This is a genomic window from Aquabacterium sp. TM01 (assembly GCF_057808345.1).
Genome location: NZ_AP046529.1, coordinates 3,408,259 through 3,434,510, shown reverse-complemented (window position 1 = coordinate 3,434,510; position 26,252 = coordinate 3,408,259). Strand labels below are relative to the sequence as shown.

The window sequence follows — 26,252 nt, the reverse complement described above, 5'->3', positions numbered from 1 at the left end:
TGACCGCCGCTCGGGTTTCGGGCTGGGCGGATGGGGGGCTCAGCCCGGCCAGCAAGCGCCGGTGCAGCGTGCTTGCGGCCCCAGGTCGAAGCGGGTGCTCACTTCTTGAAAGCCGCGCTGGCGCATCAGGGTTTGCACGGCCTCTGCCTGGTCATAGCCGTGCTCCAGCAACAGCCAGCCTCCGGGGATCAGATGATCGGGGGCCTGGGCCACGATCTGGCGCAGGTCATCCAGGCCGTCGGGGCCGGCGGTCAGGGCGCTTTCAGGTTCGAAGCGCAGGGCGGCCATGTGCGGGTCTCCCTGCGCAATGTAGGGCGGGTTGCTGACGATGAGGTCGAAGCGCTCGCCCGCCACGGGGGTGAACCAGGAGCCCAGCAGGCCGCGCAGGCGCAGGCCCAGGGCGGTGGCGTTGTCCAGGGCCACCTGCAGGGCGCCGGCACTGGCGTCCACGGCCGTCACGTCGGCCAGCGGGCGCTCGTGGGCCAGGGCCAGCGCGATGGCACCACTGCCGGTGCCCAGGTCGAGCACGCGCCGGGGCTGGTCGGTGGGCAGGTGCTCCAGCGCCCAGTGCACCAGGGTTTCGGTGTCCGGGCGGGGGATGAGGGTGTCGGGGGTGACGCGCAGGTTCAGGCCGAAAAACTCTTTGTCACCCAGCAGGTAGGCCGCCGGTTCGCCCTCGGCACGGCGCGTGAGCAGGGCCAGGTAACGGGCTTGCGCCTCAGGGTCTAGCAGGTCGGTGTCGTGGGACAGCAGCCAGGTGCGCGAGCGGCCCAGCACGTGGCCGAGCAGCAGGTGCGCGTCCAGCCGGTCGACGCCGCAGGTGCGGGCCTGGGCCAGCGCCTGGGCGACGGTGAGGGCGGTGGGAGTGGCGTTGGTGTCAGACACCGGTGGCGGCCTCCAGCTCGGCCAACTGGTCGGCGGCCTGGGCGCTCAGCAGCGCGGCGATCACGTCGCCGAGGTCGCCTTCCATCACGGCCAGCAGCTTGTAGAGCGTCAGGTTGATGCGGTGGTCGGTCAGGCGGCCTTGCGGGAAGTTGTAGGTGCGGATGCGGTCGGAGCGGTCGCCGCTGCCGATCAGGCCCTTGCGCAGGGCGGCTTCCTTGGTGGCGCGTTCGCTGCGCTCTTTTTCTTGCAGACGCGCTTGCAGCACCTGCAGGGCCTTGGCCTTGTTGCTGTGCTGGCTGCGGCCGTCCTGGCATTCGGCCACCAGACCCGTAGGCAGGTGGACCACGCGCACGGCCGAGTCGGTCTTGTTGATGTGCTGGCCGCCTGCGCCACTGGCGCGGAAGGTGTCGATGCGCAGGTCGGCCGGGTTGAGCGTGATGGCGGTGGCCTCGTCGGGCTCGGGCATCACGGCCACGGTGCAGGCGCTGGTGTGGATGCGGCCCTGGGTTTCGGTGGCGGGCACGCGCTGCACGCGGTGGCCGCCCGATTCGAATTTCATCTGGCCGTAGACGCCATCGCCCTCGAAGCGCAGCACCACTTCCTTGTAGCCGCCCAGGTCGGACTCGCTGGCCGACATGATCTCGCTGCGCCAACCTTGGCGCTCAGCGAAGCGGGTGTACATGCGTGCCAGGTCGCCGGCGAACAGGGCGGACTCGTCGCCGCCGGTGCCCGCACGGATTTCGATGAAGGCGTTGCGGGCGTCGTCCGGGTCTTTGGGCAGCAGGGCGGTCTGCAACTGGGCCACGAGTTGGTCGAGGTCGGCCTCGGCCTGGGCGATCTCGTCCTGGGCCATGGTGCGCATCTCGGCGTCGTCGCTGGCGTCGGCCAGCAGTTCGCGGGCGGTGTCGAGGTCGTGCTGGCGCTGGGTGTGGCGGCGGGCCAGGTCGCACACGCTGCTGACCTCGGCGTGTTCACGCGAGAGCTCACGAAAGCGTTTGTTGTCGGCGGCGACGACCGGGTCGGACAGGGCCATGTCCAGCTCTTGCAGGCGCTGGGCCAGGCGTTCGAGCGAAGAGGCAAGGGAGGGCGCCAGGGCGGCGCTCACGCGAGGTCCTCGTCGCTCAGGCGCCGGGTGTGCAGGGGCTGCAGGTCGGTGGGCAAGACGGTGTCGCCGCGCAGGAACAGGCGCGACAAGGCCGAGGCGACCTGGGGCCGGCTGTGGGCGTCGGCGCTGTGCAGCTCGGCCATGGCACCATGCAGCATTTTTTGCGTCAGGCGATGGGTGAGGGCGTCGAGCACAGCCTCCACGTCTTCGCCCTTGGCGAGCAGCTTGCGGGCACGCGCCAGTTCGGCGCTGCGCCATTGGTCGGCCTGACCGTGCAGGGCCTGGATCAGGGGCACGATGCTGCGCTGGTCCAGCCAGTGCACGAAGCCTTGCACGCCGGTGTCGATGATGGCCTCGGCCTGGGCGACGGCCGCCTGGCGCTTTTCGCCGGCGGTCTGCACCATGGTCGACAGGTCATCGACGGTGTAGAGGTAGACGTCGTCCAGGCGGGCAACTTCGGGTTCGATGTCGCGCGGCACGGCCAGGTCCACCATGAAGATGGGGCGGCGCTTGCGGGCCTTCAGCGCCCGCTCGACGGCGCCCAGGCCGATGATGGGCAGGGAGCTGGCGGTGCAGGACACCACGATGTCGAACTCATGCAGGCGCTGGGGCAGGTCCGCCAGGCGGATGGCCTGGGCGCCCAGGTGGGAGGCGAGCTTTTCGCCGCGCTCCAAGGTGCGGTTGGCCACGGCCATGGCGCGCGGGTTGCGGGCGGCAAAGTGCGTGGCGGTGAGCTCGATCATCTCGCCAGCGCCCACAAACAGCACACGCGTCTTGCCCAGGTCTTCAAACAGCTGCGAGGCCAGGCGCACGGCGGCGGCGGCCATGCTGATGGAGTGCGCGCCGATCTCGGTGGAGGTGCGCACTTCCTTGGCCACGGCAAAGCTGCGCTGGAATAGTTGGTGCAGGGTCGTGCCCAGCGTGCCCGCAGTGTCGGCCTCGCGCACGGCCTGCTTCATCTGGCCCAGGATCTGCGGCTCGCCCAGCACCATGGAGTCCAGCCCGCTGGCGACGCGGAAGGCGTGGCGCGCCGCCTGGCCGCCTTCGAGCACGTAGGTGTGGCGCAGCAGTTCGTCGGGAGAGACCCCGCCGGTGCGAGACAGCCAGTCGATGGCCGCATGCCTCAGTTGCTGGACTGGCTTGCCCGCACCCGCCGCCGCCACGTACAGTTCGGTGCGGTTGCAGGTGGACAACAGCGCCGCTTCAGACTGCGGTGCCCCCGTCAGTTGCTGGTGCAAGGTCTTGAGCGCCGGGGCGACTTGGTCGACCGCAAACGCAAACCGTCCACGCAGGTCAACAGTGGCGGTTGTGTGGTTGAGTCCCAGGGTCAAGACGGTCATATGACAGGGATTATAAAATCCACAACCTGACATGGGGTTCCGTTGATGCGGAAGCCCTGGGTGTGCGCTGGGGTGTCGACCCGCAAACAGCGTGTTTTTTTGATGCAGCGCAAGTTCGGCGCCTCGACTGCGTCCGTCTCTCAAGGCCAGACATGGGTTTCTTCAACGCGCTGAATCATCTGTGGAATTTCTTGTTGCCCGCCCTGACGATGGCGCTGCTGGTGCCCACGCTGGCGCGCCTGGTGTGGCGCGCCGAGCTCAAAGGCAAGGCCTGGCGCGGGCAAGTGAAGTGGTCGGCCTTGGCCAACGCCGGGGTGCTGATCGTGGGTTTGGTCCTGACCGGTCAGGACGGTGCGGTGGCCACGTATGCCGGCCTGGTGCTGGCTTCAGCGGTGGTGGTGTGGTGGACAGGATGGCGGTGACATGACTTACAGCGTCAAGGAAATTTTCTACACCCTGCAGGGCGAGGGCACGCATGCTGGTCGTCCGGCGGTGTTTTGCCGCATGGCCGGCTGCAATCTGTGGACAGGCCGCGAGGCCGACCGCGCCAGCGCTGTCTGCCAGTTCTGCGACACCGATTTCGTCGGCACCGACGGCCTGGGCGGCGGCAAGTTCGACACGGCGCAGGCTTTGGCAGCGCGCATTGCCTCGTTCTGGCCAGACACGCCGGCGGGTCGGCAAGGCCAGCGCTTCGTCGTCGTCACGGGTGGTGAGCCCCTGTTGCAGCTGGACGCGGCCTTGATCGACGCACTGCATGCACAAGGCTTCGAGATCGCGGTGGAAACCAACGGCACGATCGCCGCACCGCCAGGGCTGGACTGGATCTGCGTGAGCCCCAAGGCGGGCTCCAAGCTGGTGCAGACGCGGGGCCATGAGCTCAAGGTGGTGGTGCCGCAAGCCGGCTTCACCGAGGCGGACCTGCTGGCCTTCGAGCAGCTGGATTTCCAGCAGCTGCGCGTGCAGGCCATGGACAGCGCCCAGCCCGAAGCACGCCGCCAGGCGATGGCATGGGCCGTGCAATGGTGTCTGGACCACCCACGCTGGTTGCTCAGCGTCCAGACCCACAAATCATTGGGCATCCGCTGACGCGCTGCCCCTGTAAGGATTGTTGATGTTCGAGTTGAGTCAGACCTTTGCCTTCGATGCGGCGCACACGCTCAAGCGCCAGGTGTCGCCCGAAGAGGCCGCCGGCAGCCGCCGCATCCACGGCCACACCTACACCGCCGAGGTCATTGTGCGTGGCCCGCGCCAGCCCGAATCCGGCATGGTCGTGGACCTGGCCATCTTGCGCGAGGTGATCGCCGAGGTGCGCAGCCAGCTCGACCACCACTTCCTCGACGAAGTGCCCGGCCTGGGTGCCGCCACGCTGGAAAACCTGTGCGTGTTCATCTTCGAGCGCATCCAGCCGCGCATCCCGCAGGTGGCGGGCGTGGCCGTGTCGCGGGCTGCAGGCGACCGTTGTCTGTACCGTCCCGAGCCGGCTTGATCCGGCGGGATCCGCCTTGATCAGGTTCAAGCCCGGCGCCGGCCTGTATCGCCCCTGACGGCACCGACTGCCGAACCGACTGACTGAAGGCCCGACCCATGAGTGCACCGACGCCCTTGTCTCCCACACAGCCGGACTGGGCCGAACGCAGCCGCCAGGCCGTCTGGCACCCGTGTACGCAGATGAAGGTGCACGAGCGCTTCCCGCCGCGCGCCATCGTCGCCGCCGAGGGGCCCTGGCTGATCGACGACCAGGGCCATCACATCCTGGATGCGGTCAGCTCCTGGTGGGTCAACCTGTTCGGCCACAACTTCGGCCCGATCCGTGAGGCGATCACCGATCAGCTGGGCAAGCTCGATCACATCATGCTGGCCGGCCTGACGCACCCACCCGTGGTGGAGCTGTCCGAGCGCCTGGCCGCGCTCACCGGCCTGGGCCACGCTTTCTACGCCAGCGACGGCGCCAGTGCCACCGAGATCGCGCTCAAGATGAGTGCCCACAGCTGGCGCAACCTCGGCCAATCCGGCAAGAACCAGTTCATTGGCCTGCAAGGCGGCTACCACGGTGAAACCGCTGGCGCTTTGTCCGTCACCGACATCCCGCTGTTCCGCGAGGCCTATGCGCCCCTGCTGCGCCTGAGCGCCACCTTGCCCTCGCCCGACCCGCGTCACGCCGCACCCGGCGTGAGCGCCGAGGCCCACACCCAGGCCGCCATCGACGCGCTGGCCGCCTACCTGGCCGAGCACCACACGCGCACGGCCGCGCTCATCCTGGAGCCGCTGGTGCAGGGTGCCGCCGGCATGGCCATGTACGCGCCCGACTACCTCGTGGCCGTGCGCGAACTGTGCGACCGCTACGCCGTGCACTGGATCGCCGACGAGATCGCCGTGGGCTTTGGCCGCACCGGCACCTTGTTTGCGCACCAGCAGGCGCGCCGGGCCGATGGCAGCGGGGTCAAGCCCGATTTCATCTGCCTGAGCAAGGGCCTGACCGGTGGCATGCTGCCCCTGTCGGCGGTGCTGACCACCGATGCGGTGTACGCGGCCTTCTACGACGATCGCACCGTGCACGGCTTCCTGCACTCGCACTCGTACACCGGCAACCCGCTGGCCTGTCGGGCTGCGCTGGCCGTGCTCGACACCTTTGCCGCCCGCGATGCCGACGGCCACGATGTGCTGAGCCGCAACCGCCTGGCTGCCGCGCGTTTCACCGATCTGACGGCCCCGCTGCGTGCCCACCCCCGCGTCAAGGCCACGCGCCACCTGGGCATGATCTGGGCCTGGGACATCGACACCGCCGAGCCCACCTTTGCCGCCCGCTACCACCGCGCGGCCTTGGACGCGGGCCTGTTGCTGCGTCCCATCGGCAGCACGCTCTACGTCATGCCGCCCTATGTGCTGACCGAGGCCGACCAGCGCGTGCTGGCCGAGGGCCTGGTGCGCGTGCTCGACCAGGTGCTGGCCGAGATCGATGCCTTGCCGCAGCAGACGCCAAGTGCCGCGCCTGCCACCGATACCGTGCGCATGGCCTGACTCATCTGACCCCGAGCGCCCACATGTCCCTCGCTTACTTCATCACCGGCACCGACACCGGCGTCGGCAAGACCCGCACCAGCACCACCGTCATCCATGCCCTGCGCCAGGCCGGCCAGGCCCGCGTGGTGGGCATGAAGCCCGTGGCCTCCGGCTGCGACTGGGTGGACGAGCAGGGTGACGTCCCCGGCCACTGGCTCAATGAGGATGTGGCGGCGATGCGTGCGGCATCGAGCCTGCCAGTGCCCGGCGGCTTCGACAACCCCTATGCCTTGCCCGATGCTGTGTCCCCGCACATTGCCGCGCGCCGGGCTGGTGTGGTGATCGACCTCGACCACATCGAGGCCAGCTTCCATGCGCTGCGCCAGCACGCCGATGCCGTGGTGGTCGAAGGCGCGGGCGGCTTCATCGTGCCGCTGTGCGAGCCCGATCCCGATCTGGGCGGCGACTGGGTGACCAGTGCCGACCTGGCTCAGCGCCTGAACCTGCCCATCATCCTGACGGTGGGGGTGCGTCTGGGCTGCATCAACCATGCGCTGTTGACGCAAGAGGCCATCCTCGCGCGGGGGCTGAAGCTGGCCGGCTGGGTCGCCAATGTGATCGACCCTCAGATGTCGGAGCAGGCGGCCAACCTGGCCACGCTGAAGGCGCGCTTGCAGGCGCCCCTGCTGGCGCACTGGCCCTGGCAGCCCGATGCCGATCCGGCCGAACTGGCGCGCGGCCTGCGTCTGCCCTGACGGCGTCGCCATGAAAAACGCCCGGTGTGGCCGAAGCCGACACCGGGCGATCAAAGCTTGACCCCACTACGGGCTGTGGGTCACACAACCCCGTCCGTCAAGCTGGCACCACACTCGTTCACGTGTTCAGTCGTCGCTGCCGCCACCCAGGCCGAACAGCATCAGCAGGCTGCTGAACAGGTTGTAGATCGACACGAACAGGCCCACCGTGGCCATCACATAGTTGGTTTCACCGCCGTTGACGATGCGGCTGGTCTCGAACAGGATCATGCCGCTGGCCAGCAGGACCACCATGCCCGACACGGCCAGGCTCAGCGCGGGGATCTCGAAGAAGATCGCACCCAGGCCCAGCACCATGGCGGTCAGCATGCCGATCATCAGGAACTTGCCCATGAAGCTGAAGTCACGCTTGGTGGTCAAGGCAATCGCCGACAGACCCAGGAAGGCCGCAGCCGTGGCCGCCAGGGCATTGGTGATGGCGGCGCTGCCACCTGGCAGGCTCATCACGGCGTTCAAGGTGGGGCCCAGGGTGTAGCCCATGAAGCCGGTCAGGGCGAACACGGCCAGCACGCCCTTGCCGCTGTTGGCGGTCTTGTTGACCAGGAAGAACAGGCCGTAAAAGCCCACCAGGGTCACCAGGATGCCAGGATGCGGCAGCTTCAGGCTCATGGCCACGCCGGCGACCAGGGCGCTGAACGCCAGGGTCAGGCCCAGCAGGGCGTAGGTGTTGCGCAGCACGCGTTGGGCGCTGGCAGGCGTCACCGTGGTGACGTCGCCCATGGGGAAGGCACGCACTTCGGATCGGATGTCGTTGGACATGGAGAAACTCCTTGCAGAAAACTGTGGCACCGGATACGAACCACGACAGCACAGACTGTACGGACGATGATGTTTCGCGTAAATTCGGTTTTTTGACGAAAACATATCGGTGAAACCGAAATGAACTACAAGCACCTGCTGTACTTCTGGACCGTGGCACGCCTGGGTGGTGTCGTGAAGGCGGGCGAGCACCTGCACGTCACGCCCCAAACCATCAGTGGCCAGATCCAGCTGCTCGAAGAACATTTCGGCCGTCCGCTGTTTCGCAAGAAGGGCCGCAAGCTGGAGATGACCGAGACCGGTCAGCTCGCGTTCAGCTACGCGCAAGACATCTTCAACCTGGGGGCCGAGCTGGAGCAGGTGGTGCGCCAGCCCAAGGGCGCGTTGCGCCCGGTCGAGCTGCGCGTGGGCAACGCCGATGCGGTGCCCAAGCTCGTGGTGACCCGCCTGCTGGAGCCCGCCATGAGCCAGGCCCAGCCCTTCAAGGTCATCAGCCGCGAGGGCAAGCTCGACAGCCTGCTGGCCGAGCTGGCGGTGCACCGCTTGGACCTCGTCCTGTCCGACATCCCGCTGCCGCCCGCCTTGAGCGTGACCGCCTTCAACCACCGACTCGGAGGCGCCAATGTGGGCTTTTACGCCAGCCCGGCCCTGGCCGAGCACGCCAAAGGGGCGTTCCCCGCCTGCCTGGATGGTCTGCCTTTGCTGGCCCCAGGGGCCGATTCGGCCATGGGCGTGCGCCTGACCCAGTGGCTGGGCAAGCACAAGCTGCGCCCCCGCGTGGTCGGTGAGTTCGACGATGGGGCGCTGGTGACCGAGCTGGGCAAGCAGGGTCACGGGGTGTTTGTCGCGCCCATGGTGTTGGACCAGGAGGTGCGCGCCCAGTACGGTGTGCACCTGTTGGGCGAGGCCACTGATCTCATCGAGGAGTTTTATGTGATCACGGTGGAGCGGCGCATCACCCATCCCGGGGTGGCCGCGATCACCCAGGCGGCCCGTGCAGGCCTGTTCGCTGCCTGGAACCGTTGAGGCCGGAAAACCCAGCACTTGGGGTTAACCTTGGCGGATGACTGGATTGTTTGACCAAGAACTGGCGCAACTGCGCACCGCCCATCTGGCCCGCCAACGTCGCCAGGTGATGCCTCTGAAGGGGCCCGTGGACCTGTCTGCCGACGAAGAGGATCTTCGTGGCACCCATTACCTGATCGACGGTCGCCCCCGTCTGTCCTTCGGCAGCAACGACTACCTGGGCCTGTCTCAGCATCCGGCGCTCATCACGGCCGCGCAGGATGCCGCCGCCCGCTATGGTGTGGGGGCCACCGCCTCGCCCCTGGTCTGTGGCCACAGTCCGGCCCACGAGGCCATGGAGCGCGAGCTGGCCGCTTTGGTGGGTTTGCCGCGCGCTTTGTACTTTTACGCGGGCTATGCGGCCAATGTCGGCATCATCCCGGCTCTGGTGGGGCGTGGGGATGCGGTCTTCTCCGACGCGCTCAACCACGCCTGTCTGATCGATGGCATCCGGCTGTCACGCGCCGAGCTGCACGTGGTGCCGCACGCCGATCTGGTTGCGCTGGAGCAGGCGCTGCAAGCCAGCACGGCCCGGCGCAAGCTGGTGGTGACCGACGCGGTGTTCAGCATGGATGGCAATGTGGCCGATGTGCCGGCCTTGATGGCCCTGTGCGAACGCCACGATGCCTGGCTGATGATCGACGACGCCCACGGCTTTGGTGTGCTGGGCGAGCATGGCGAGGGCACCTTGTCGTACTTCGGCATGGCCGGGCGCGACGGCGTGGCGCCCGCCTGGCAGGGACGCATGGATCGCCTGATCTACATGGCGACCTTGGGCAAGGCGGCCGGCGTGGCCGGCGCCTTTGTGGCCGGTGAGCCCAGCATGGTCGAATGGGTGCTGCAAAAGGCGCGCACCTACATGTTTGCCACGGCCACCCCGGCGATGATCGCCGAGGCCCTGCGCGCCAGCGTCCGCGTCATGCAGGAAGAGGGTTGGCGCCGCGATCACCTTCGGGCCTTGCAACAGCGCCTGCGCGAGGGCGTGGCGGCGGCCGGTCTGCCCTGGCATCTGATGCCATCGGACACGGCCATCCAGCCCTTGATCATTGGCAGCAACGAAGCGGCATTGGCGGTGATGGCCAAGCTCGATGAACAGGGGGTGTGGGTGCCCGCCATCCGGCCACCAACCGTGCCGGAAGGGACTGCGCGCCTGCGCATTTCCTTGTCCGCGGCTCACACACTGGCGCAGGTCGACCAGCTCGTGGCCGCCTTGTCTCAGGCCGTGGCGTAGCCAAACAGGCGCTGGCGGTTAAGGCGCAGCAGGACGTTGTCTCGCGGCACGGCGGCGACCACCTTGTACTCACCTTTGGTGGTGTCACGCAGCTTGGCGTCGGGAAACACCCAGCCGTCGGCGCTGATGAGGCTGTGGACGAGCGGCGCGTTGGCCGTGGGGCCTTTGCGGGTCACCACGGCGGTGTCGCCATTGGCGAGCTTCACATAGGATCCCGGCGGAAAGATCCCCATTTCCTTGATGATGGCCCCCACATAGGGGTTGTCGGCGCCGCCCGCATGGACATACAGATCACGCGCCGCCACGTTGACCGCCAGGGCCGGGCGGGTGGCGCGCGGGCTCATCTTGGCCAGGTACACGTCGGCATAGTGGATCATGCAGGCCAAGGGGCCGAAGGTGCCATGGTCAGGAGGCAGGGGCTTGCCACCCTGGGTCACGTGGTGGTGCTCGACGGTGTGCAGCCAGGCTGCGTCGGTGACGCCCGCAGCCTCCAGCATGGCGCGGCTCTTCTTTGGGTGTGCGTCGATCTCGGCGCGTTGCTCGGGGGTGGGGGGGGTGGGCTGCTTGGCCAGCACATTCTGCATGTTGAGCATGCTGATGTTCATGGTCAGCGCCGACTGCATCAGCGTGTTGCGTTCCGATTCGCTCCAGCCAAATCGCTCGGCGACCAGGCAGGCCACAAACGCAGTCTGCAGAGAGTGCATCACCGCATAGCCCACGGGCTGGCCATGCAGCATCTCGAAGGAGCCGATCTCGATGTCGTCCCGCATCGCTTTCTGGATGGTCCCCGACAGCTGCTGGATCTCGGGCACGAAGGTCGGGCTGTCCGGGCGCAGCAGTACCTGGGCCACGCTTCTCAGGATGTTGGACCACAGCGTGAACGGGTCCATCTTGGCGCCGACGGCGCTTTCGGCGGCGTTGCGGGCATGCTGCTCGTACTCGTCCTGATCGACGTACATGCCACGCGCCAGCAGCGCGTCAATCTGGTCCTGGCTGGTGAGCACGAAGCCCTTGCTCAACAGCAACTGCCCGGGCTCGTTGTGGACGTTCCAGGGCAGAGGGTGGTTGAGGCGGATGTGCTGGGTGCACAGTCTCAGGAGCTTCATGGGCGACACTCACTACTGCAATTTCTTGCAGATTCGGACATTTGGCCGAAGATGTGTCGGGGGACAAACCCCCGGGTGTGTCGCCATTCGTGGACGATGTCACGCGAATGAGGGGGCTTGCTGCGACAAGTGATCAGGTGCCGGGATGGCCAAACAGCATCTGCCGGTCAAGGTGCAGCGGCACCTGACCACGCGGCAGGGCGGCCACCACCTTGAACGTGGGCTGGGTTGTGTCGCGTGCCAGCGGGGCGGGGAGGGGGTGGGCGTTGCGGTCCATCACGCTGTGCACGACCGGGCTGTCCGGTGTGGCGCCACGCCGTAGCACGATGGCGGTTTCGCCGTTGCGCAGCTTGACGAAGGTGCCGGGCGGAAAGATCCCCATCTCCTGCAGGATGGCGGTCACAAAGGGGTTGTCGGCCCCCCCGGCGCTGACGTGAAACTCCCGTGCCGCGACGTTGACGGCGATGGCCGCACGGGTGGCCCGGGGGCTCAGTTTGGCCAGGTAGACATCGGCATAGTGGATCATGCAGGCCAGCGGGCACAGTTCACGGTGCTGGCGCGGCAGGGCGTGACCGCCCGGGGTCACATGGTGATGGGTGATGGTGTCCAGCCAATCGGCATCGGTGATGCCGGCGGCCTCCAGCATGGCCCGGCCCCGGTGGGCATGCGAGGCGATCTCGGCGCGCTGGCGCGACGTGGGTGGGGTGGTCTGCGTGACCAGCGTGTTCTGCAGGTCCAGCATGGCGATGTTCATCGTCAGGCCTGCGCGCACCAGGGTGCGCCGGGCGCCCGGGCTCCAGCCGCAGCGCTCGGCCACCAGGGCGGACACCAGGGCCGTGCGCAGCGCGTGGGTGACGGCATAGCCGGCCGCGTCTTCGCCATGGAGCAGCGCGAAGACGCCAGCGTCTGGGTCCCGCGCCAGGGCCGCGAAAATGGCGTCGGCCAGGGCCTCCAGGCGTGGCGCGAAGCCCACCTCGTCGGGGTGGTGCAGCACATGCGCCGCCTGGGCCAGCAGGGTGTCCCAGCAGGCAATGGGGTCAGTGGTAACGGCGTCAGACATGCTCGATCTCTTGGTCAGGTCTCGGGGCTGTGGTGACGTCGTCATGCCGAGAGAGTCAGGCGGCCTGGTCGAGCAGGATGTCCGCCCGCAGCGAATGCGGGAAGGCTTTGGTGATCTTCACATCGATCAGCTGCCCCACCAGTCGCTCGCGCAGGGCCTGGGTGGGACCAGCGGCAAAGTTGACGATCCGGTTGCACTCGGTGCGGCCCATCAGCTCGCTCGGGTCTTTGCGGCTCGGGCCCTCCACCAGGATGCGCTGCGTCTGGCCCACCAGGGCCTCGCTGTAGCGCAGCACGTTGGATTCCAGATAAGCCTGCAGGGTTTGCAGACGTTGAAGCTTGACCTCGTGCGGCGTGTCGTCCTGCAGCGCGGCCGACGGGGTGCCGGGGCGGGCGCTGTAGATGAAGCTGAAGGACGCATCGAACTCCAGGTCGGTGGCCAGCTTCATCAGCTTGTCGAAGTCCTCGTCGGTCTCGCCAGGGAAGCCGACGATGAAGTCGGTCGACAGGCGGATGGTGGGACGCACGGCGCGCAGCTTGCGGATGGTGCTCTTGTACTCCAGCGCCGTGTAGCCGCGTTTCATGGCCATCAGGATGCGGTCAGAGCCGTGCTGCACAGGCAGGTGCACGTGGTTGACCAGCTTGTTGGTCTTGCCATAGACGTCGATCAGGCGCTGGCTGAACTCGTTGGGGTGGCTGGTGGTGAAGCGGATGCGCTCCAGGCCGGGCATCTCGGCCACGTACTCCAGCAGCATCGCAAAGTCGGCGATTTCGGTCGTGTCACCCATCTTGCCGCGGTAGCCATTGACGTTCTGGCCCAGCAGCGTGATCTCCTTGACACCCTGGTCGACCAGGTCGGCCACCTCGGTCAGCACGTCGTCAAACGGGCGCGAGACCTCTTCGCCACGGGTGTAGGGCACGACGCAGTAGCTGCAGTACTTGGAGCAGCCTTCCATGATGGAGACGAAAGCCGAGGCGCCTTCCTTGCGCGGGGGCGGCAGGTGGTCGAACTTCTCGATCTCGGGGAAGCTGATGTCGACCTGCGGGCGCTGGGAGGCCGCGCGCTGCGCCAGCATGGCGGGCAGGCGGTGCAGGGTCTGCGGGCCGAAGACCACGTCCACATAGGGTGCGCGCGCGATGATGGCCGCGCCTTCCTGGCTGGCCACGCAGCCGCCCACGCCGATCATCACGCCCTTGTCTTTGAGGTGCTTGACGCGGCCCAGGTCGGAGAACACCTTTTCCTGCGCCTTCTCGCGGATCGAGCAGGTGTTGAAGAGGATCAGGTCGGCTTCTTCGGGGTCGTTGGTGGGCGTGTAGCCTTGGGCAGCGTTCATGACGTCGGACATCTTGTCCGAGTCATATTCGTTCATCTGGCAGCCATAGGTCTTGATGTAGACCTTCTTGGTCTCGGGCGCGGTGCTCATGGGGCAGGTGGGGATCAGGGCTTGATCCAGGTGAAATTGATCGGGTCGTAGGTCCAGGTGGCGGCTTCCTTGGGCGTGCTCGGCCAGCGCTGGGCCAGCTCTTCAGGACGCAGGATCCACACGTTGAGCAACAGCCCGTACGGGTCGACCGTGTAGTTGACCTTGAACTTTTGCCCGGCCAGGGCGCCGGAGAGTTGCACCATGCCCTGGGGGTCACGGATGCGGGCGCCGGGGGCCAGGCGCATGGGCTCGCCATTGAGCAGGACTTCAGGCGGTTGGCCGAAGGTGACTTCTCCACGCAGGGAGTCCATCGGCAAGGTGCGCGTGACCTGGGCGCAGGTCAGCGCCGGGACAGCCAGGGCCGCAACGGCCAAGGCCGTCGAAAGACAGCGGGGCATGGTGTAGATCCAGGGGCTGTTGATCAAGCAACAATTTTACCCGCCGCAGCCCTGTCTGTGTGGGGGCTTTTCCGGGCCCGCCGTCCGAGGGTCAGGGGGCGGTGTTCAGCTCAGCCAGACGCTCCGGCGTGCCCACGTCCACCCAGGGCCCGGTGTAGAGGCGGCCGCTCAGGCGGTCGGCATCGATCGCCCGCTCCAGGCAGGGGCGCAGCGCTGCCTTCTCGCCGGGCTGGATGCCCGCCACCATGGCGGGTCGGTACAGTCCGATGGTGGAATAGGTGTAAGCCGGCGTGCCCGCCGCTGCTTGATCCTTGCGCTGCACGCGTCCGTCGGACGTGAGGGCAAAGTCGCCCTGCGGCACGTGGGCCGGGTTGGGCACCAGCCACATCTGGCCCCAGTCTTCGTCTTCGACGAAGGCCTGCGCGGCGCTCGCCTCAAATCGGAAACCCGGCACGAACACATCACCTGCCAGCACCCAGAATGCGTCGCCCAGCATCGGCAGGGTCTGGGCCATACCGCCAGCGGTTTCCAGCGCACCGCCGTGGTCGCGGCCTTCCATCGAGTAGGAAATGCGCAGCCCCCAGCGCGCGCCATCGCCCAGTGCGGCGGGGAACTGGTCTTCCAGGTGGGCCGTGTTGATCACCACCTCGCGCACGCCGTCGCGCGCCAAGGCTTCTAGGTGCCACACGATCAGCGGCTTGCCCTGCACGCTCAGCAGCGGCTTGGGTGTGACATCGGTGAGCGGGCGCATGCGTTCGCCGCGTCCGGCGGCCAGAATGAGGGCAGGCAGGTTGCGCATGGCGTCACTCGGCGGCGTGGGCAAAGGCCACCACATGGCTCAGGTCCAGGCGAATGCCGATGGCCTCACCGATGGCGTGGTCGTGGTGGGACGGGATGGCCGAGAGCACCTCGGTGCCATCGCTCAGGGCCAGGGTGTACAGAAACTCGGCACCTTTGAAAGCCTTGTGCAACACCCGTGCTTTCACCGGGCTGTCGTCGTCATGCACGACGTCGTCCGGTCGCATCAGCACGTCCACGCGGGTGCCCGGGGCGTGGGTCATCACGTCATCGGTGGCGAACACGGTCTGGTCGCCGGTGCTGTGGCCCACGTCCAGACGCAGGTGGTGTTCATCGACCACCACCGCCGGCACGAAGGCCCCCTGTCCCACAAAGTTGGCGACCCGGCGGTTGGCGGGCTGGTGATACAGGCCGTAGGCCGTGTCCCACTGCTGCAAGTGGCCATCGGCCATCACGCCGATGACATCGGCCATCGCAAAGGCCTCGTGCTGATCGTGGGTGACGAGCACGGCGGTGGTGTTCGTGGCCTTGAGGATGTCACGCACCTCGCCGGCCAGGCGCTCGCGCAGGGCCACGTCCAGGTTGGAGAAGGGCTCGTCGAGCAGGAGGATGCTGGGCTGCGGCGCCAGCGCGCGCGCCAGGGCGACGCGCTGCTGCTGGCCGCCGGAGAGTTCGTGCGGGAAGCGCTGTGCGGCATGGGCCAGGCCCACGGTGTCCAGCATCTCAGCCACGCGCTGATCGGCCTCGGCACGGCCCTTCAGGCCGAACCCGACGTTTTGCGCCACGGTCAGGTGCGGGAACAGCGCGTAGTCCTGAAACACCATGCCGATGCGGCGCTTCTCGGGGGGCGTGATCTGCCCCGGCGCGCTGAGCACCGTCCCGGCCAAGCGGATGGCGCCCGCGCTGATCGGCTCGAAGCCGGCGATGGCACGCAGCGCGGTGGTCTTGCCGCAGCCCGAGGGGCCCAGCAGGCAGGCGATGCCGCCCTGGGGCAGGGCAAAGCTCAGGTGTTCCAGGATGGTGCGTTTGCCATAGCGCAAGGCAATGTCGTCGACGACCAGCCAGGCGGTGCTGGGATCGGTGACCGGGGGCAGGGCAGTGGGGGCCGGGACGGGCATGAGGCAAACAGATTCGGAAACAGGCGATGAAACGATGATAATTCTCAATTCACCATGAAGCTGGCTGTCCCCTCTCTTTCTCCCTCGTCCGCGTCCTCCGTCCGGCCTTTCGCTGAGCGCTGGCGGGCCGGGTGGCTCACCGCCTGGGCATTGCTGGTCGGGGCCCTGGTGGCCCTGCCGGTGCTCGCGGTCATCAGCCACGTGCTCAGCACCGGCACCAGCGACACCTGGTCCCACCTGGTGTCCACCGTGCTGCCCGACTACCTCTGGTCCACCCTGTGGTTGTGCCTGGGGGTGGGTCTGGGTACCGCCAGCATGGGGGTGGGGGCGGCCTGGCTGGTCACACGCTACAACTTCCCGCTGCGGGGCACCCTGGAGTGGGCCCTGGTGCTGCCCCTGGCCGTGCCCGGCTACGTGATGGCCTACACCTACACCGACCTGCTGCAGTTTGTCGGGCCCGTGCAGACGGCGCTGCGCGACACCTTCGACTGGACACGGGCCGACTACTGGTTCCCCGATGTGCGCTCGCTGGGCGGCGCGGTGATCCTGTTCTCGCTGGTGCTCTACCCCTATGTGTACATGCTGGCGCGCACCGCCTTTCTGGAGCGGGCCGGGGGCATGCTCGAAGTCGGGCGTTCGCTGGGCCTGGGGCCCTGGGCCAGCTTCTGGCGCGTGTCCTTGCCGCTGGCGCGTCCGGCCATTGCCGCGGGCGTCTCGCTGGCGCTGATGGAAACGCTGGCCGACTTCGGGGCCGTGTCCTACTTCGGCGTGCAGACCTTCACCACCGGCATCTACCGCGCCTGGTTCTCGCTCGGTGACCGGGTGGCGGCCGCGCAGTTGGCCACGGCCTTGCTCGGCTTCGTCATCCTGGTGCTGGCCTTCGAGCGCCTGTCACGCGGCCGCGCCCGTTTCCATGACACGACCCTGCGCCGAGCCCGCTTCCAGGCGCGACGCCTGCGGGGCGTGCGCGCGGCGCTGGCCGTCATCGCCTGCCTGATCCCGCTGGTGGCCGGCTTCCTGCTGCCGGCCGGCATCCTGCTGGAGATGGCGATCACCGAAGGCGACGCGCAGTTTGGCGCCCGCTTCATCGAATTGGCCACCAACAGCGTCACCGTGTCCGGCCTCACCGCCTTGATCGCCGTGAGTCTGGCGCTGCTGCTGGGCTACGCGGCCCGTCTGCGCGCCAAGTCCTGGCTGGTGCGCAGCGTGCACCGTCTGGGGGGGCTGGGCTATGCCTTGCCGGGCACCGTCATCGCGGTCGGGGTGCTCATCCCGGTCTCTCGCATCGACAACGTGCTCACCAACTGGTTGATCGCCCATTGGGGCTGGCAGTCTGGCCTGGTGCTCACCGGTGGCATTGCCGGCCTGGTGTACGCCTGTGTGGTGCGCTTCCTCACGCCCGCCGTGCAGTCGGTCGATGCGGGCCTGCTCAAGATCACGCCCAGCATGGACAACGCGGCGCGCAGCCTGGGCCTGAGTCCGGCGGCCACCTTGCGTCGCGTGCACTTTCCGCTCTTGCGCGGCAGCCTGCTGACGGCCACCTTGCTGGTTTTCATCGACGTGATGAAGGAGCTGCCCGCCACCTTGGTGATGCGCCCCTTCAACTTCGACACCCTGGCCACACAGGCCTACACGCTCGCCTCCGACGAGCGCCTGGCCGAGGCCTCCACCGCGGCGCTGGCCATCGTGGTGGTGGGGCTGCTGCCCCTGATTGTGCTCAGTCGCGAGATCGCCAAAGCCCGTCAGGGCTCGTCGACCCCGCACTGATCCTCAACGCCAGCCAGCGCGATCGAAGGCCTTCTGCGCCTTGGCCGCATTGCGGGCCAGGTCGCCCACCGGCAAGGTGTCGGGCTTGAACGTGCCCAGTGCCTTCAGGGCCGGGTTGTCGATCTTCACCGTGTTGACGGCCGGCCACTCGTTGTTGCCATCGGCGAAGTAGGCCTGGGCCTTGTCGCTGCTCAGGTACTCCATGAACTTGACGGCGGCGGCACGGTTCGGAGCAGTCTTGATGATGCCCGCGCCCGAGATGTTGATGTGCGTGCCCCAGGTCTTCTGGTTCGGCCACACCACGCCCAGCGACTCCACCACCTTGCGGTCTTCCGGCTTGGTCGAGCGCATCAGGCGCGCCAGATAGTAGCTGTTGGAGATCGTGACGCCGCATTCGCCAGCGGCCACGGCTTTGAGCTGGTCGGTGTCGCCACCCTTGGGCGCGCGTGCGAAGTTCGCCACCAGGCCACGCGCCCAGTTTTCGGTCTGGGCCTCGCCCTCGTGCGCGATCATGGCTGCCCCCAGCGACAGGTTGTAGGGGTGTGAGCCGGAGCGCACGCACACCTGATCCTTCAGGCGTGGGTTGGCCAGGTCGGCATAGGTCTGCACCCACTCGGCCTTCACAGCCCGCTTGTTGTAGGCAATGAGGCGCGCGCGCGTCGAGAACGCGATCCACGTCGGGGTGCGCAGATGGTCAGGGATGCGGGCGTTGAGCACCTTCGACGAAATCGGCTGGAACAGGCCCAGGCTGTCGGCGATTTCCAGGCGGGCTGCGTCCACCGTGATCAGGATGTCGGCCGGGGAGTTCGCGCCTTCATTCTTGATGCGCTCGAGCAGCTCATCTTCTTTGCCATCGAGGCGGTTGACCTTGATGCCTGTTTGTTTGGTGAAGTCGTTGTACAGCGCCTCGTCCGTCTGATAGTGGCGGGCCGAGTAAATGTTGAGCTCCGCATCGGCGGCGTGGGTGGTGCCCTGACAGGCCAGTGCAATCAGGGTGAGGGCCGCAAAGCGAGGGGTCAGACGAGCCATGTGACAGCTTTCTTGTGAGTGGATGAAGAGGGGCCGCAGGCCCGACCTGACATGCCATCAAAGATAACAGGAATCATTCGTATTGTCATGCTCTGGAGCATCATCTGAACGCCTCATTTTGGTGCAATTGCTTGACCGGCTTGCTCACCTGTTGCCCACGATCGCACCATGGTGGGGTCCGCTATGCCAGAATGTTCGACCCGCTTTTCACAAATGCACCTCGGTGGTGCCCACATCATGAAAATTCAGTCGCTGGACAGCTTTCTGAGCCAAGTTGCGGCCCGCAACCCCGGCCAACCCGAATTCCTCCAGGCCGTCACCGAGGTGATGGACAGCCTGTGGCCCTTCATCGAGCAGAACCCCAAGTATGCCGAGCAGAGCCTGTTGGAGCGACTGGTCGAGCCAGAGCGCACCATCATGTTCCGCGTCTCCTGGGTCGATGACCGTGGGCAGGTTCAGGTCAACCGCGGCTATCGCATCCAGCACAGCTCGTCCATCGGTCCCTACAAGGGCGGCATCCGCTTCCACCCCTCGGTCAACCTGTCCATCTTGAAGTTCCTGGCTTTCGAGCAGACCTTCAAGAATGCCCTGACCACGCTGCCCATGGGTGGCGGCAAGGGCGGCTCCGATTTCGATCCCAAGGGCAAGAGCCAGGGCGAAATCATGCGCTTCTGCCAAGCCTTCGTCAGCGAGCTGTTCCGCCATGTGGGCGCGGACACCGACGTGCCGGCGGGTGACATCGGCGTGGGCGGCCGTGAAGTCGGTTACATGGCCGGCATGTACAAAAAGCTCAGCAACCGCGCCGACTGCGTCTTCACCGGCAAGGGCCTGAGTTTCGGCGGCTCGCTGATCCGTCCGGAAGCCACCGGCTACGGCACCGTCTACTTCGCCGAAGAAATGCTCAAGCTCAAGGGCCGCAGCTTCGAAGGCATGCGCGTCAGCGTCTCTGGTTCGGGGAACGTGGCCCAGTATGCGGTCGAGAAGGCCATGGCCCTGGGCGCCAAGGTCGTCACCGTGTCCGACTCCAGCGGCACCGTGTACGACGAAGCAGGCTTCACCCCCGCCAAGCTCGCCGAGCTGATGGAAGTGAAGAACCACCTCTACGGTCGCGTGGGTGACTATGCCAAGCGCGTGCCGGGCGCCGCCTTCCTGGAAGGTGTGCGTCCTTGGGACATCCCGGTCGATGTGGCCCTGCCTTGCGCCACCCAGAACGAGCTGGACGGCAAGGACGCCCAGACCTTGGTTAAGAACGGCGTCATCTGCGTGGCCGAAGGCGCGAACATGCCCTCCACGCTGGAGGCTGTCCATGTCTTCGAAGGCAATGGCATTCTCTACGCTCCAGGCAAGGCCTCGAATGCTGGCGGCGTCGCCACCTCGGGTCTGGAAATGAGCCAGAACGCCATCCGTCTGTCCTGGACCCGCGAAGAAGTCGATGCCCGCCTGCTGGGCATCATGCGCAGCATCCATGACGTCTGCGTGCGTTACGGCCGTCGCGCGGATGGTTCGGTCAGCTACGTCAACGGCGCCAACGTGGGCGGCTTTGTCAAGGTGGCCGACGCCATGCTCGCACAGGGCGTGATCTGATCGCTTGACCGATCCGAGCGCCCTTGTGCGCGCTCAGCGGATCTGTGGGACCTCTCGCAGATCCGCCGCACTCAATTTGAACGCCGCCACGGTGTTCACCAGGTTGCGGGCCTGATTGCTCAGGCTCTCGGCGGCGGCAGCACTCTCTTCGACCAGCGCCGCATTCTGTTGCGTGGCGGCGTCCATCTGACTGACAGCCTGCCCGACCATCGACACGCCTTCGCTTTGCTCCACGCTGGCCTGGCTGATCTCGCTCACGATGTCGCGCACGCGGCTGATCGCCTGCACCACCTCGCTCATCGTGGCGCCCGCGTGGTTCACCTGACGCGACCCGGCCTCGACGCGCTCCACACTGGCCGCGATCAGGCTGCGGATCTCGCGCGCGGCTTCTGCCGAGCGTTGCGCCAGCGAGCGCACCTCGCCCGCCACCACCGCAAAGCCTCGCCCCTGTTCGCCCGCCCGTGCCGCTTCCACGGCCGCATTCAAGGCCAGGATGTTCGTCTGGAACGCAATGCCGTCGATCACACCGATGATGTCGGCAATGCGCCGTGAGCTGTCGTTGATGCCCTTCATGGTGTCCACCACCTCGGCCACCACGGTGCCCCCGCGGGTGGCCACTTCCGACGCACCCTGGGCCAGCAGATTGGCCTGGCGGGCGTTGTCGGCGTTCTGGCGCACGGTCACGCCCAGCTCTTCGGTCGAGCTGGCGGTTTGCTGCAGGTTGCCGGCGGTCTGCTCGGTGCGTTGGCTCAGGTCCGCGTTGCCTGCCGCCACCTGCGACGACGCCACCTGGATGCTGTCGGCCGACTCCAACACCTCCGAGATCACTCGGATCAGGTTGGCGCGCATCAGCTCCATGTGATTGAGCAGCTGCGCGATTTCGTCACGGCCATCTGTATAGGAGCTTTGGGTCAGGTCACCCGACGCAATCGCTTTGGTGCTCTCATCCGCGCGCACAAAGCCTTGGCGCATGCGCCGCAACACATACAGCGCCAGAAGACTGGCCGGCAGTCCCAGGCCGATCGCCATGGCCACAAACGCTGCCGTGGCGAACTGGTGGCGCTCATCAGCGGCCTTGGCCGACTCGCTGGCCGCCGTTTGCTGATACGCGTTCAGGTCGTTCAGCGTTTTCAGCAGCGCTTCGCCTTCGGTGCGACCTGCCACCAGGTACTTGGCCATCACATTGGGGGCGAAGTTGCCCTGCTGCACGGCTTGCAGGGTTGCATCGGTTTGGATGCGCCACGCTTGGCGGGCGGCATCCACCTGCTGGATCAAGGTCTGCTCGGCCTCATCTGGCTGGCCTTCACGCACCGCCGTCCACAGGCGCTCGATCTCCGTGCGCCGCTTCGCGAAGTTGTCCAGATGCACCGTGGTGGCGTGGTCGTGAACACCTGCCAGTTGGCCGGATGGGTCGTGCTGGAACATCAGCAGGACTTCCATGCGGTTGCGCGTGGCCTGATCGGCCATCTGCGCCAACTGGTCGGCCTTGCGCATGCGCTTGCCGTGCACCTCGTGCAAGCTGTTGGCCGCGCTGCCCAGGCCCAGCCATGCCAGCAGCGCCAAGGCGCCAAAGGAAACCCAGAAGGCGACGATGATGCCGCCGAAGTACTGAACGATCTTGATGTTTTTGAGCATGTGCAGTCGGTGATCGGCTTGCCGGGGCAAGGGGTGAAACATTTGTTACATGCTACCGACGCCCTGCGTCATCCCGACACGAGTCACCCAAATCTTGCTGCACATCAAGTTTGCACCGTGCGTTCTGGACGTTTCAGTCGCGCGAATGCCACAACGCAAAAAGCCACCTCGAGGGTGGCTTGGTGTCCAAATCGCTGTCGCGTCTGGAAGAATTCTGGTGGCGCTTCAGGGATTCGAACCCCGGACCTGCGGATTATGATTCCGTCGCTCTAACCGGCTGAGCTAAAGCGCCATCAAGACCTAAAGTATATGCCGACTTTTCGCCGTCGTGCAAGGTGTGTCGCAAAAAATCTTCGTCGCATCGCGCACCCTTGAAAAAACAAGGACCGCCGCCATCTCTCGGCCCATCCGTTAACGCAACTCTTGCAACCCTTTCGTCTGCATCAGAACCAGCCATGACCAAGCAAACCCATTCCTTCCAGGCCGAAGTCAAGCAACTGCTGCACCTGGTCACGCACGCCCTGTACTCCAACAAGGAAATTTTCCTGCGCGAGCTGATCTCCAACGCCTCCGACGCCTGCGACAAGCTGCGCTTCGAAGCGCTTGACCACAGCGCCCTGTACGAAGACGCGCCCAATCTGGACGTGCGCGTGCTCGTCGACAAGGCCAACCGCACCGTCACCATCCGTGACAACGGCATCGGCATGAGCGCGCAAGAGGCCATCGACCACCTCGGCACCATCGCCAAGAGCGGTACCAAGGACTTCATGGGCCGCCTCTCGGGCGACCAGAAGAAAGACGCCCAGCTCATCGGCCAGTTCGGTGTGGGCTTTTACAGCGGCTACATCGTGGCTGACCGCATCACCGTCGAATCGCGCCGCGCGGGCCTGAAGGCCGAAGAGGGCGTGCGCTGGAGCAGCGAAGGCACCGGCGACTTCGAGGTCGACGCCATCACCAAGCCCGCCCGCGGCACCGACATCATCTTGCACCTGCGCGAAGGCGAAGACGAGTTCCTCACGGCTTGGAAGCTGCGCGGCATCATCGGCAAGTACTCCGACCACATCTCCCTGCCCATCCTGATGCAAAAGGAAGAGTGGGACCAGGACAAGGGTGAGTACGTCGTCCAGGACGAGTGGGAAACCGTCAACCAGGCGGCCGCCCTGTGGTCGCGCAGCAAGAGCGACATCACCCCCGAGCAGTACCAGGATTTCTACAAGCAGATCAGCCACGACAGCGAAGACGCGCTGGCCTACACGCACAATCGTGTCGAAGGCCGCAGCGAATACACCCAGCTGCTCTACGTGCCCGCCAAGGCCCCGTTCGACCTGTGGAATCGCGACAAGCGTGGCGGCCTCAAGCTCTACGTCAAGCGCGTCTTCATCATGGACGACGCCGAAGCCCTGCTGCCCAACTACCTGCGCTTCGTCAAGGGCGTGATCGACTCGGCCGACCTGCCGCTCAACGTCAGCCGCGAGATCTTGCAGGAAAGCCGCGACGTCAAGGCCATCCGCGAAGGTTGCACCAAGCGCGTGCTGTCCATGCTCGAGGAGCTGGCCCACCACGAAGACCAGGCCAAGCGCGACCAGTACGCGTCCTTCTGGACCGAGTTCGGGTCGGTGCTCAAGGAAGGCATTGGCGAAGATTTTGCCAACAAGGAGCGCCTGGCCAAGCTGTTCCGCTTCGCCTCCACGCACGACGACACCGGTGCCCAGAGCGTGTCGCTGGCGGACTATGTGTCGCGCATGAAGGAAGGCCAGGATGCCATCTACGTCATCACCGCCGACAGCCAGACCGCCGCCAAGAGCAGCCCGCAGTTGGAGCTCTTCAAGAAAAAGGGCATCGAGGTGCTGCTGCTGACCGACCGCGTTGACGAGTGGCTGCTCTCGCACCTCTACGACTTCGAGGGCAAGCCGCTGCAGAACGTCACCAAGGGTGCGGTCGACCTCGGCAAGCTGCAGGACGAGGAAGAAAAGAAGAAGGCCGAAGAAGCTGCGGCCACCTTCAAGCCCGTGCTGGAGCGCCTGCAAACCGCCTTGGGTGACCGTGTCAAGGAAGTGCGCGTCACCACCCGCCTGGTGGACTCACCGGCCTGCCTGGTGACCGAGTCGGGCGACATGAGCGCACACTTGGCGCGACTGCTGAAGCAAGCCGGTCAGGAGGCTCCCGAGGTCAAGCCCATCCTGGAGGTGAACCCCGAGCACGCCCTGGTCAAGAAGCTGGACGCCAGCGCCCACTTCGATGACCTGGCGCACATCCTGTTCGACCAAGCCCTGCTGGCCGAAGGGGGTCAGCTGGAAGACCCGGCTGCCTATGTGCGTCGTGTCAACGCGCTGCTGCTGAACGCGTCGGTCTGAGCTCGTCCAGGGGCGCGGGCGCCGAGCCCGTGACCCCGTCAAAGCGGCTGTCGAACGCAAAAAAGGAGTCCTGCGCAAAGCTGGACTCGGCCCACAAGGCCGCACGTTCGGCGCGCCGCTCCTTGAGCTTGCGTGCCAGTTGATCGCCCGCATCGTTGAACTCATCGCCCGGGCGCTCATGCTGCGGGGTGGCGACATCCTGCCCCAAGGCCCAGGCGGCCATCAAGGCGCCTTGCGGCCACTGACCGGGGCGGCAGCGCAGATAGCGCACGCGACACGCCTCCAGGGTGGCTTCCTTGAGTTTTTGCGAGCGCCCCGTGGAGCGGGGGGCGGGCGACTGAGACTCCAGGTCGATGGCCGAGATCACCACCCCGTTGGGTGTGCACACCAGCAGGGACACATTGAGGGCCTGCAGTCGGTCGTACCAGGCGCGGGCGTCACGGGTGTCGGCGGCCTGGCAAAAGCGCAGCACATTGACTTTGGCGAACACCACGTGCTGAGGCAGTGTGGCCTGCAATTCTCGGAACAGGGCGCGCTCGTGGGCATTCAGCAGCGGGCGCGCTTGCAGATTCCAGCGCTTGGGCCAGTTTTGGTGGCGTGCCCGGGTGACATAGGCATGCCCGGCCCAGCCCAACAGCAAACCGCCGATCAAGGCTGACGCACACACTAGCCATAACCACGCACTCGACGCCATGCCGCTCTCCGTTCAACGGTGGGATGGTACGACGCCCGTCTGACGATGGAAACCCCTCCGCCGAGGGGTTCGTCAAGGATCAGGACGAGGTCATCAGCATGCGCAGCCAGTCGCTGATGTGCATCACGCGGTACTTCACGCGGTAGATCACCTCGGCCGCCAGCGATTGCAAGGAGCTGTCGAGGTGGCTGCCCACGGTGTCAGGCGGCAGTTTCAGCCATGCCTGAGAGTCGGGGCCATCTTGTTCGATCACCGCCCCCGCCTTGGCCGCAATGCGCAGCATCGGGGCGTTCTCGCTCAGTGCGTGAATCATCATGTGGGTGGCGTGCTGGTTGCGCGCATGGGTGATGGCATGCTGAAACAGGCGCATGCCCAGGCCCTTGCCGCGCCCGGATGGCAGCACCGACACGCCGAACTCCATCGCGCGGGTGTCGGGGTGGGCCTCGTGCGGGCCATGGCCGGGCAGCGCGGCCAGGTGGGCCACGGCCACCAAGCGCAGCTTGCGGTCAAAAATGCCGAACACCTCGTCGCGCTTGAAATCAATCGAGGCCACGTACTGGGTCATCTGGTGCTGCGTGGCGGGGAAGCCGAAACGCAGATAGCGATCCCGTTCGTCCAAGTGGAGCAGGTGATCCAGGATGCGGCGACGGTGCCGGGCGTGCAGGTCACGGATCGGCACCCAGTGTTCGCCATGCAGGCCAGACTTTGGATTCGGTGCGCCCAGGTCCGGCCCCAGTCCGAATCGATCCAGATCGGAGCTTGGCTTGATGGCAGTCATCGCTGACCCCTTTCTGAACCTGTGAAACGCATGTCTCGTTGTGCCGTGTTGCAATGCATCATAACCTAGGGTTAACACCAATGCGACAGACGTGTCGCGCCTCCCACGCCTCAATGCAGATCAAGTCTAGTGGCGTCGGCGGCCCTGGCGAGCGTTCTGTGAGGTACTTTTGCGGGCAAAGTTTGCAAGGCTCTGCCAAAGCGGGCTATACTGCGCGATTCCCGACATGGTTGCCGGGAGGGTTGTGTGCACGAAACTGCGCGCAATCGGGGACGCAGGCCAAGACGCTGGGACACGCATTGAGTGCA

Annotated in this window: 24 protein-coding genes and 1 tRNA gene; 10 read left to right on the top strand and 15 right to left on the bottom strand. The window is 66.3% G+C overall.

Going from position 1 to position 26,252, the window contains the following annotated elements; genetic code table 11:
- Window positions 1–39: 39 nt before the first annotated feature.
- The 3 genes from prmC to hemA are packed head-to-tail and all read right to left on the bottom strand — an operon-like array spanning window position 40 to window position 3,330.
- Window positions 40–885: a peptide chain release factor N(5)-glutamine methyltransferase gene (gene prmC, locus AC3WW4_RS15860; protein ID WP_488829411.1), complete on the bottom strand. Its 846-nt coding sequence runs from the start codon at window positions 883–885 to the stop codon at window positions 40–42.
- Window positions 878–1,978, bottom strand: a complete 1,101-nt coding sequence (gene prfA / locus AC3WW4_RS15855) for a peptide chain release factor 1 (RefSeq protein WP_488829783.1) — start codon at window positions 1,976–1,978, stop codon at window positions 878–880. Before prfA ends, prmC begins: the two co-directional genes overlap by 8 nt.
- Before the next feature lie 8 nt (window positions 1,979–1,986).
- Window positions 1,987–3,330, bottom strand: a complete 1,344-nt coding sequence (gene hemA / locus AC3WW4_RS15850; RefSeq protein WP_488829410.1) for a glutamyl-tRNA reductase — start codon at window positions 3,328–3,330, stop codon at window positions 1,987–1,989.
- A gap of 152 nt (window positions 3,331–3,482) precedes the next feature.
- Here hemA and AC3WW4_RS15845 point away from each other — a divergent pair, with 152 nt between their 5' ends.
- The 5 genes from AC3WW4_RS15845 (at window position 3,483) to bioD (ending at window position 7,085) form a co-directional block, all read left to right on the top strand.
- On the top strand, window positions 3,483–3,752 hold the full coding sequence (locus AC3WW4_RS15845; RefSeq protein WP_488829409.1) for a hypothetical protein: 270 nt from the start codon (window positions 3,483–3,485) through the stop codon (window positions 3,750–3,752).
- A gap of 1 nt (window position 3,753) precedes the next feature.
- Window positions 3,754–4,416, top strand: a complete 663-nt coding sequence (gene queE, locus AC3WW4_RS15840; protein ID WP_488829408.1) for a 7-carboxy-7-deazaguanine synthase — start codon at window positions 3,754–3,756, stop codon at window positions 4,414–4,416.
- A gap of 25 nt (window positions 4,417–4,441) precedes the next feature.
- On the top strand, window positions 4,442–4,816 hold the full coding sequence (locus tag AC3WW4_RS15835) for a 6-pyruvoyl trahydropterin synthase family protein (protein ID WP_320362503.1): 375 nt from the start codon (window positions 4,442–4,444) through the stop codon (window positions 4,814–4,816).
- 98 nt (window positions 4,817–4,914) lie between these two features.
- Window positions 4,915–6,348, top strand: a complete 1,434-nt coding sequence (gene bioA / locus AC3WW4_RS15830) for an adenosylmethionine--8-amino-7-oxononanoate transaminase (protein ID WP_488829407.1) — start codon at window positions 4,915–4,917, stop codon at window positions 6,346–6,348.
- Between the two features lie 23 nt (window positions 6,349–6,371).
- Complete coding sequence (gene bioD, locus AC3WW4_RS15825; protein WP_488829406.1) at window positions 6,372–7,085, top strand: dethiobiotin synthase; 714 nt, start codon at window positions 6,372–6,374, stop codon at window positions 7,083–7,085.
- A gap of 126 nt (window positions 7,086–7,211) precedes the next feature.
- On the opposite strand, the gene AC3WW4_RS15820 is transcribed toward bioD, so the two are convergent.
- Window positions 7,212–7,904 (bottom strand): Bax inhibitor-1/YccA family protein, encoded by a 693-nt coding sequence (locus AC3WW4_RS15820; RefSeq protein WP_320362506.1) that lies wholly within the window; start codon window positions 7,902–7,904, stop codon window positions 7,212–7,214.
- Between the two features lie 120 nt (window positions 7,905–8,024).
- Between AC3WW4_RS15820 and nhaR the strand changes: the two genes are divergently transcribed.
- Together nhaR and bioF are read left to right on the top strand one after the other, a co-directional pair.
- Complete coding sequence (gene nhaR, locus AC3WW4_RS15815) at window positions 8,025–8,930, top strand: transcriptional activator NhaR (RefSeq protein ID WP_488829405.1); 906 nt, start codon at window positions 8,025–8,027, stop codon at window positions 8,928–8,930.
- 37 nt (window positions 8,931–8,967) lie between these two features.
- A complete protein-coding gene (gene bioF, locus AC3WW4_RS15810; protein ID WP_488829404.1) occupies window positions 8,968–10,200 on the top strand; it encodes an 8-amino-7-oxononanoate synthase in 1,233 nt (410 codons plus the stop codon).
- Here bioF and AC3WW4_RS15805 read toward each other — a convergent pair.
- The 6 genes from AC3WW4_RS15805 to AC3WW4_RS15780 form a co-directional block, all read right to left on the bottom strand.
- Window positions 10,185–11,306 carry an HD-GYP domain-containing protein gene (locus AC3WW4_RS15805; RefSeq protein ID WP_488829403.1) on the bottom strand — a complete coding sequence of 374 codons (1,122 nt, stop codon included), beginning with the start codon at window positions 11,304–11,306 and terminating at the stop codon, window positions 10,185–10,187. The two genes, bioF and AC3WW4_RS15805, sit on opposite strands and share 16 nt — an antisense overlap.
- Before the next feature lie 133 nt (window positions 11,307–11,439).
- Complete coding sequence (locus tag AC3WW4_RS15800; protein ID WP_488829402.1) at window positions 11,440–12,366, bottom strand: HD-GYP domain-containing protein; 927 nt, start codon at window positions 12,364–12,366, stop codon at window positions 11,440–11,442.
- 55 nt (window positions 12,367–12,421) lie between these two features.
- Window positions 12,422–13,789, bottom strand: coding sequence for a tRNA (N6-isopentenyl adenosine(37)-C2)-methylthiotransferase MiaB (miaB, locus tag AC3WW4_RS15795; RefSeq protein WP_488829401.1), 1,368 nt, complete (start codon window positions 13,787–13,789; stop codon window positions 12,422–12,424).
- Between the two features lie 14 nt (window positions 13,790–13,803).
- Window positions 13,804–14,187: a hypothetical protein gene (locus AC3WW4_RS15790; RefSeq protein ID WP_488829400.1), complete on the bottom strand. Its 384-nt coding sequence runs from the start codon at window positions 14,185–14,187 to the stop codon at window positions 13,804–13,806.
- Between the two features lie 91 nt (window positions 14,188–14,278).
- Entirely contained in the window at window positions 14,279–15,022 is a 744-nt protein-coding gene (gene murU / locus AC3WW4_RS15785; protein WP_488829399.1) for an N-acetylmuramate alpha-1-phosphate uridylyltransferase MurU, read from the bottom strand.
- Window positions 14,991–16,103 (bottom strand): ABC transporter ATP-binding protein, encoded by a 1,113-nt coding sequence (locus tag AC3WW4_RS15780; protein WP_488829398.1) that lies wholly within the window; start codon window positions 16,101–16,103, stop codon window positions 14,991–14,993. Before AC3WW4_RS15780 ends, murU begins: the two co-directional genes overlap by 32 nt.
- 54 nt (window positions 16,104–16,157) lie before the next feature.
- Between AC3WW4_RS15780 and AC3WW4_RS15775 the strand changes: the two genes are divergently transcribed.
- Window positions 16,158–17,870, top strand: a complete 1,713-nt coding sequence (locus AC3WW4_RS15775) for an ABC transporter permease (RefSeq protein WP_488829397.1) — start codon at window positions 16,158–16,160, stop codon at window positions 17,868–17,870.
- Between the two features lie 3 nt (window positions 17,871–17,873).
- Here AC3WW4_RS15775 and AC3WW4_RS15770 read toward each other — a convergent pair whose 3' ends face one another.
- Complete coding sequence (locus AC3WW4_RS15770; RefSeq protein ID WP_488829396.1) at window positions 17,874–18,899, bottom strand: Fe(3+) ABC transporter substrate-binding protein; 1,026 nt, start codon at window positions 18,897–18,899, stop codon at window positions 17,874–17,876.
- A 237-nt stretch (window positions 18,900–19,136) separates the two neighbouring features.
- Here AC3WW4_RS15770 and gdhA point away from each other — a divergent pair, with 237 nt between their 5' ends.
- Window positions 19,137–20,483, top strand: a complete 1,347-nt coding sequence (gene gdhA / locus AC3WW4_RS15765; protein ID WP_488829395.1) for an NADP-specific glutamate dehydrogenase — start codon at window positions 19,137–19,139, stop codon at window positions 20,481–20,483.
- A 33-nt stretch (window positions 20,484–20,516) separates the two neighbouring features.
- Here gdhA and AC3WW4_RS15760 read toward each other — a convergent pair whose 3' ends face one another.
- The gene (locus AC3WW4_RS15760; RefSeq protein WP_488829394.1) at window positions 20,517–22,118 is read right to left on the bottom strand and encodes a methyl-accepting chemotaxis protein; all 1,602 of its coding nucleotides are present in this window, start codon (window positions 22,116–22,118) and stop codon (window positions 20,517–20,519) included.
- 215 nt (window positions 22,119–22,333) lie between these two features.
- Window positions 22,334–22,410, bottom strand: a tRNA-Met gene (locus AC3WW4_RS15755).
- Window positions 22,411–22,573: 163 nt separating this feature from the next.
- Here AC3WW4_RS15755 and htpG point away from each other — a divergent pair.
- On the top strand, window positions 22,574–24,472 hold the full coding sequence (gene htpG, locus AC3WW4_RS15750) for a molecular chaperone HtpG (RefSeq protein WP_488829393.1): 1,899 nt from the start codon (window positions 22,574–22,576) through the stop codon (window positions 24,470–24,472).
- Here the strand turns inward: htpG and AC3WW4_RS15745 are convergent.
- Window positions 24,441–25,166 (bottom strand): DUF2726 domain-containing protein, encoded by a 726-nt coding sequence (locus tag AC3WW4_RS15745; RefSeq protein ID WP_488829392.1) that lies wholly within the window; start codon window positions 25,164–25,166, stop codon window positions 24,441–24,443. The genes htpG and AC3WW4_RS15745 overlap by 32 nt on opposite strands.
- A gap of 79 nt (window positions 25,167–25,245) precedes the next feature.
- Entirely contained in the window at window positions 25,246–25,944 is a 699-nt protein-coding gene (locus tag AC3WW4_RS15740) for a GNAT family N-acetyltransferase (RefSeq protein WP_488829391.1), read from the bottom strand.
- Window positions 25,945–26,252: the final 308 nt, after the last annotated feature.

Coding starts and splice junctions, on each gene's coding strand:
- AC3WW4_RS15780 (WP_488829398.1), bottom strand. CDS start 16,103: ATGCCCGTCCCGGCCCCCACTGCCCTGCCCCCGGTCACCGATCCCAGC.
- AC3WW4_RS15745 (WP_488829392.1), bottom strand. CDS start 25,166: ATGGCGTCGAGTGCGTGGTTATGGCTAGTGTGTGCGTCAGCCTTGATC.
- AC3WW4_RS15790 (WP_488829400.1), bottom strand. CDS start 14,187: ATGCCCCGCTGTCTTTCGACGGCCTTGGCCGTTGCGGCCCTGGCTGTC.
- bioA (WP_488829407.1), top strand. CDS start 4,915: ATGAGTGCACCGACGCCCTTGTCTCCCACACAGCCGGACTGGGCCGAA.
- bioD (WP_488829406.1), top strand. CDS start 6,372: ATGTCCCTCGCTTACTTCATCACCGGCACCGACACCGGCGTCGGCAAG.
- nhaR (WP_488829405.1), top strand. CDS start 8,025: ATGAACTACAAGCACCTGCTGTACTTCTGGACCGTGGCACGCCTGGGT.
- AC3WW4_RS15820 (WP_320362506.1), bottom strand. CDS start 7,904: ATGTCCAACGACATCCGATCCGAAGTGCGTGCCTTCCCCATGGGCGAC.
- gdhA (WP_488829395.1), top strand. CDS start 19,137: ATGAAAATTCAGTCGCTGGACAGCTTTCTGAGCCAAGTTGCGGCCCGC.
- AC3WW4_RS15835 (WP_320362503.1), top strand. CDS start 4,442: ATGTTCGAGTTGAGTCAGACCTTTGCCTTCGATGCGGCGCACACGCTC.
- AC3WW4_RS15845 (WP_488829409.1), top strand. CDS start 3,483: ATGGGTTTCTTCAACGCGCTGAATCATCTGTGGAATTTCTTGTTGCCC.
- AC3WW4_RS15770 (WP_488829396.1), bottom strand. CDS start 18,899: ATGGCTCGTCTGACCCCTCGCTTTGCGGCCCTCACCCTGATTGCACTG.
- AC3WW4_RS15805 (WP_488829403.1), bottom strand. CDS start 11,306: ATGAAGCTCCTGAGACTGTGCACCCAGCACATCCGCCTCAACCACCCT.
- miaB (WP_488829401.1), bottom strand. CDS start 13,789: ATGAGCACCGCGCCCGAGACCAAGAAGGTCTACATCAAGACCTATGGC.
- murU (WP_488829399.1), bottom strand. CDS start 15,022: ATGTGGTGGCCTTTGCCCACGCCGCCGAGTGACGCCATGCGCAACCTG.
- htpG (WP_488829393.1), top strand. CDS start 22,574: ATGACCAAGCAAACCCATTCCTTCCAGGCCGAAGTCAAGCAACTGCTG.
- AC3WW4_RS15775 (WP_488829397.1), top strand. CDS start 16,158: ATGAAGCTGGCTGTCCCCTCTCTTTCTCCCTCGTCCGCGTCCTCCGTC.
- hemA (WP_488829410.1), bottom strand. CDS start 3,330: ATGACCGTCTTGACCCTGGGACTCAACCACACAACCGCCACTGTTGAC.
- AC3WW4_RS15760 (WP_488829394.1), bottom strand. CDS start 22,118: ATGCTCAAAAACATCAAGATCGTTCAGTACTTCGGCGGCATCATCGTC.
- AC3WW4_RS15800 (WP_488829402.1), bottom strand. CDS start 12,366: ATGTCTGACGCCGTTACCACTGACCCCATTGCCTGCTGGGACACCCTG.
- queE (WP_488829408.1), top strand. CDS start 3,754: ATGACTTACAGCGTCAAGGAAATTTTCTACACCCTGCAGGGCGAGGGC.
- bioF (WP_488829404.1), top strand. CDS start 8,968: ATGACTGGATTGTTTGACCAAGAACTGGCGCAACTGCGCACCGCCCAT.
- AC3WW4_RS15740 (WP_488829391.1), bottom strand. CDS start 25,944: ATGACTGCCATCAAGCCAAGCTCCGATCTGGATCGATTCGGACTGGGG.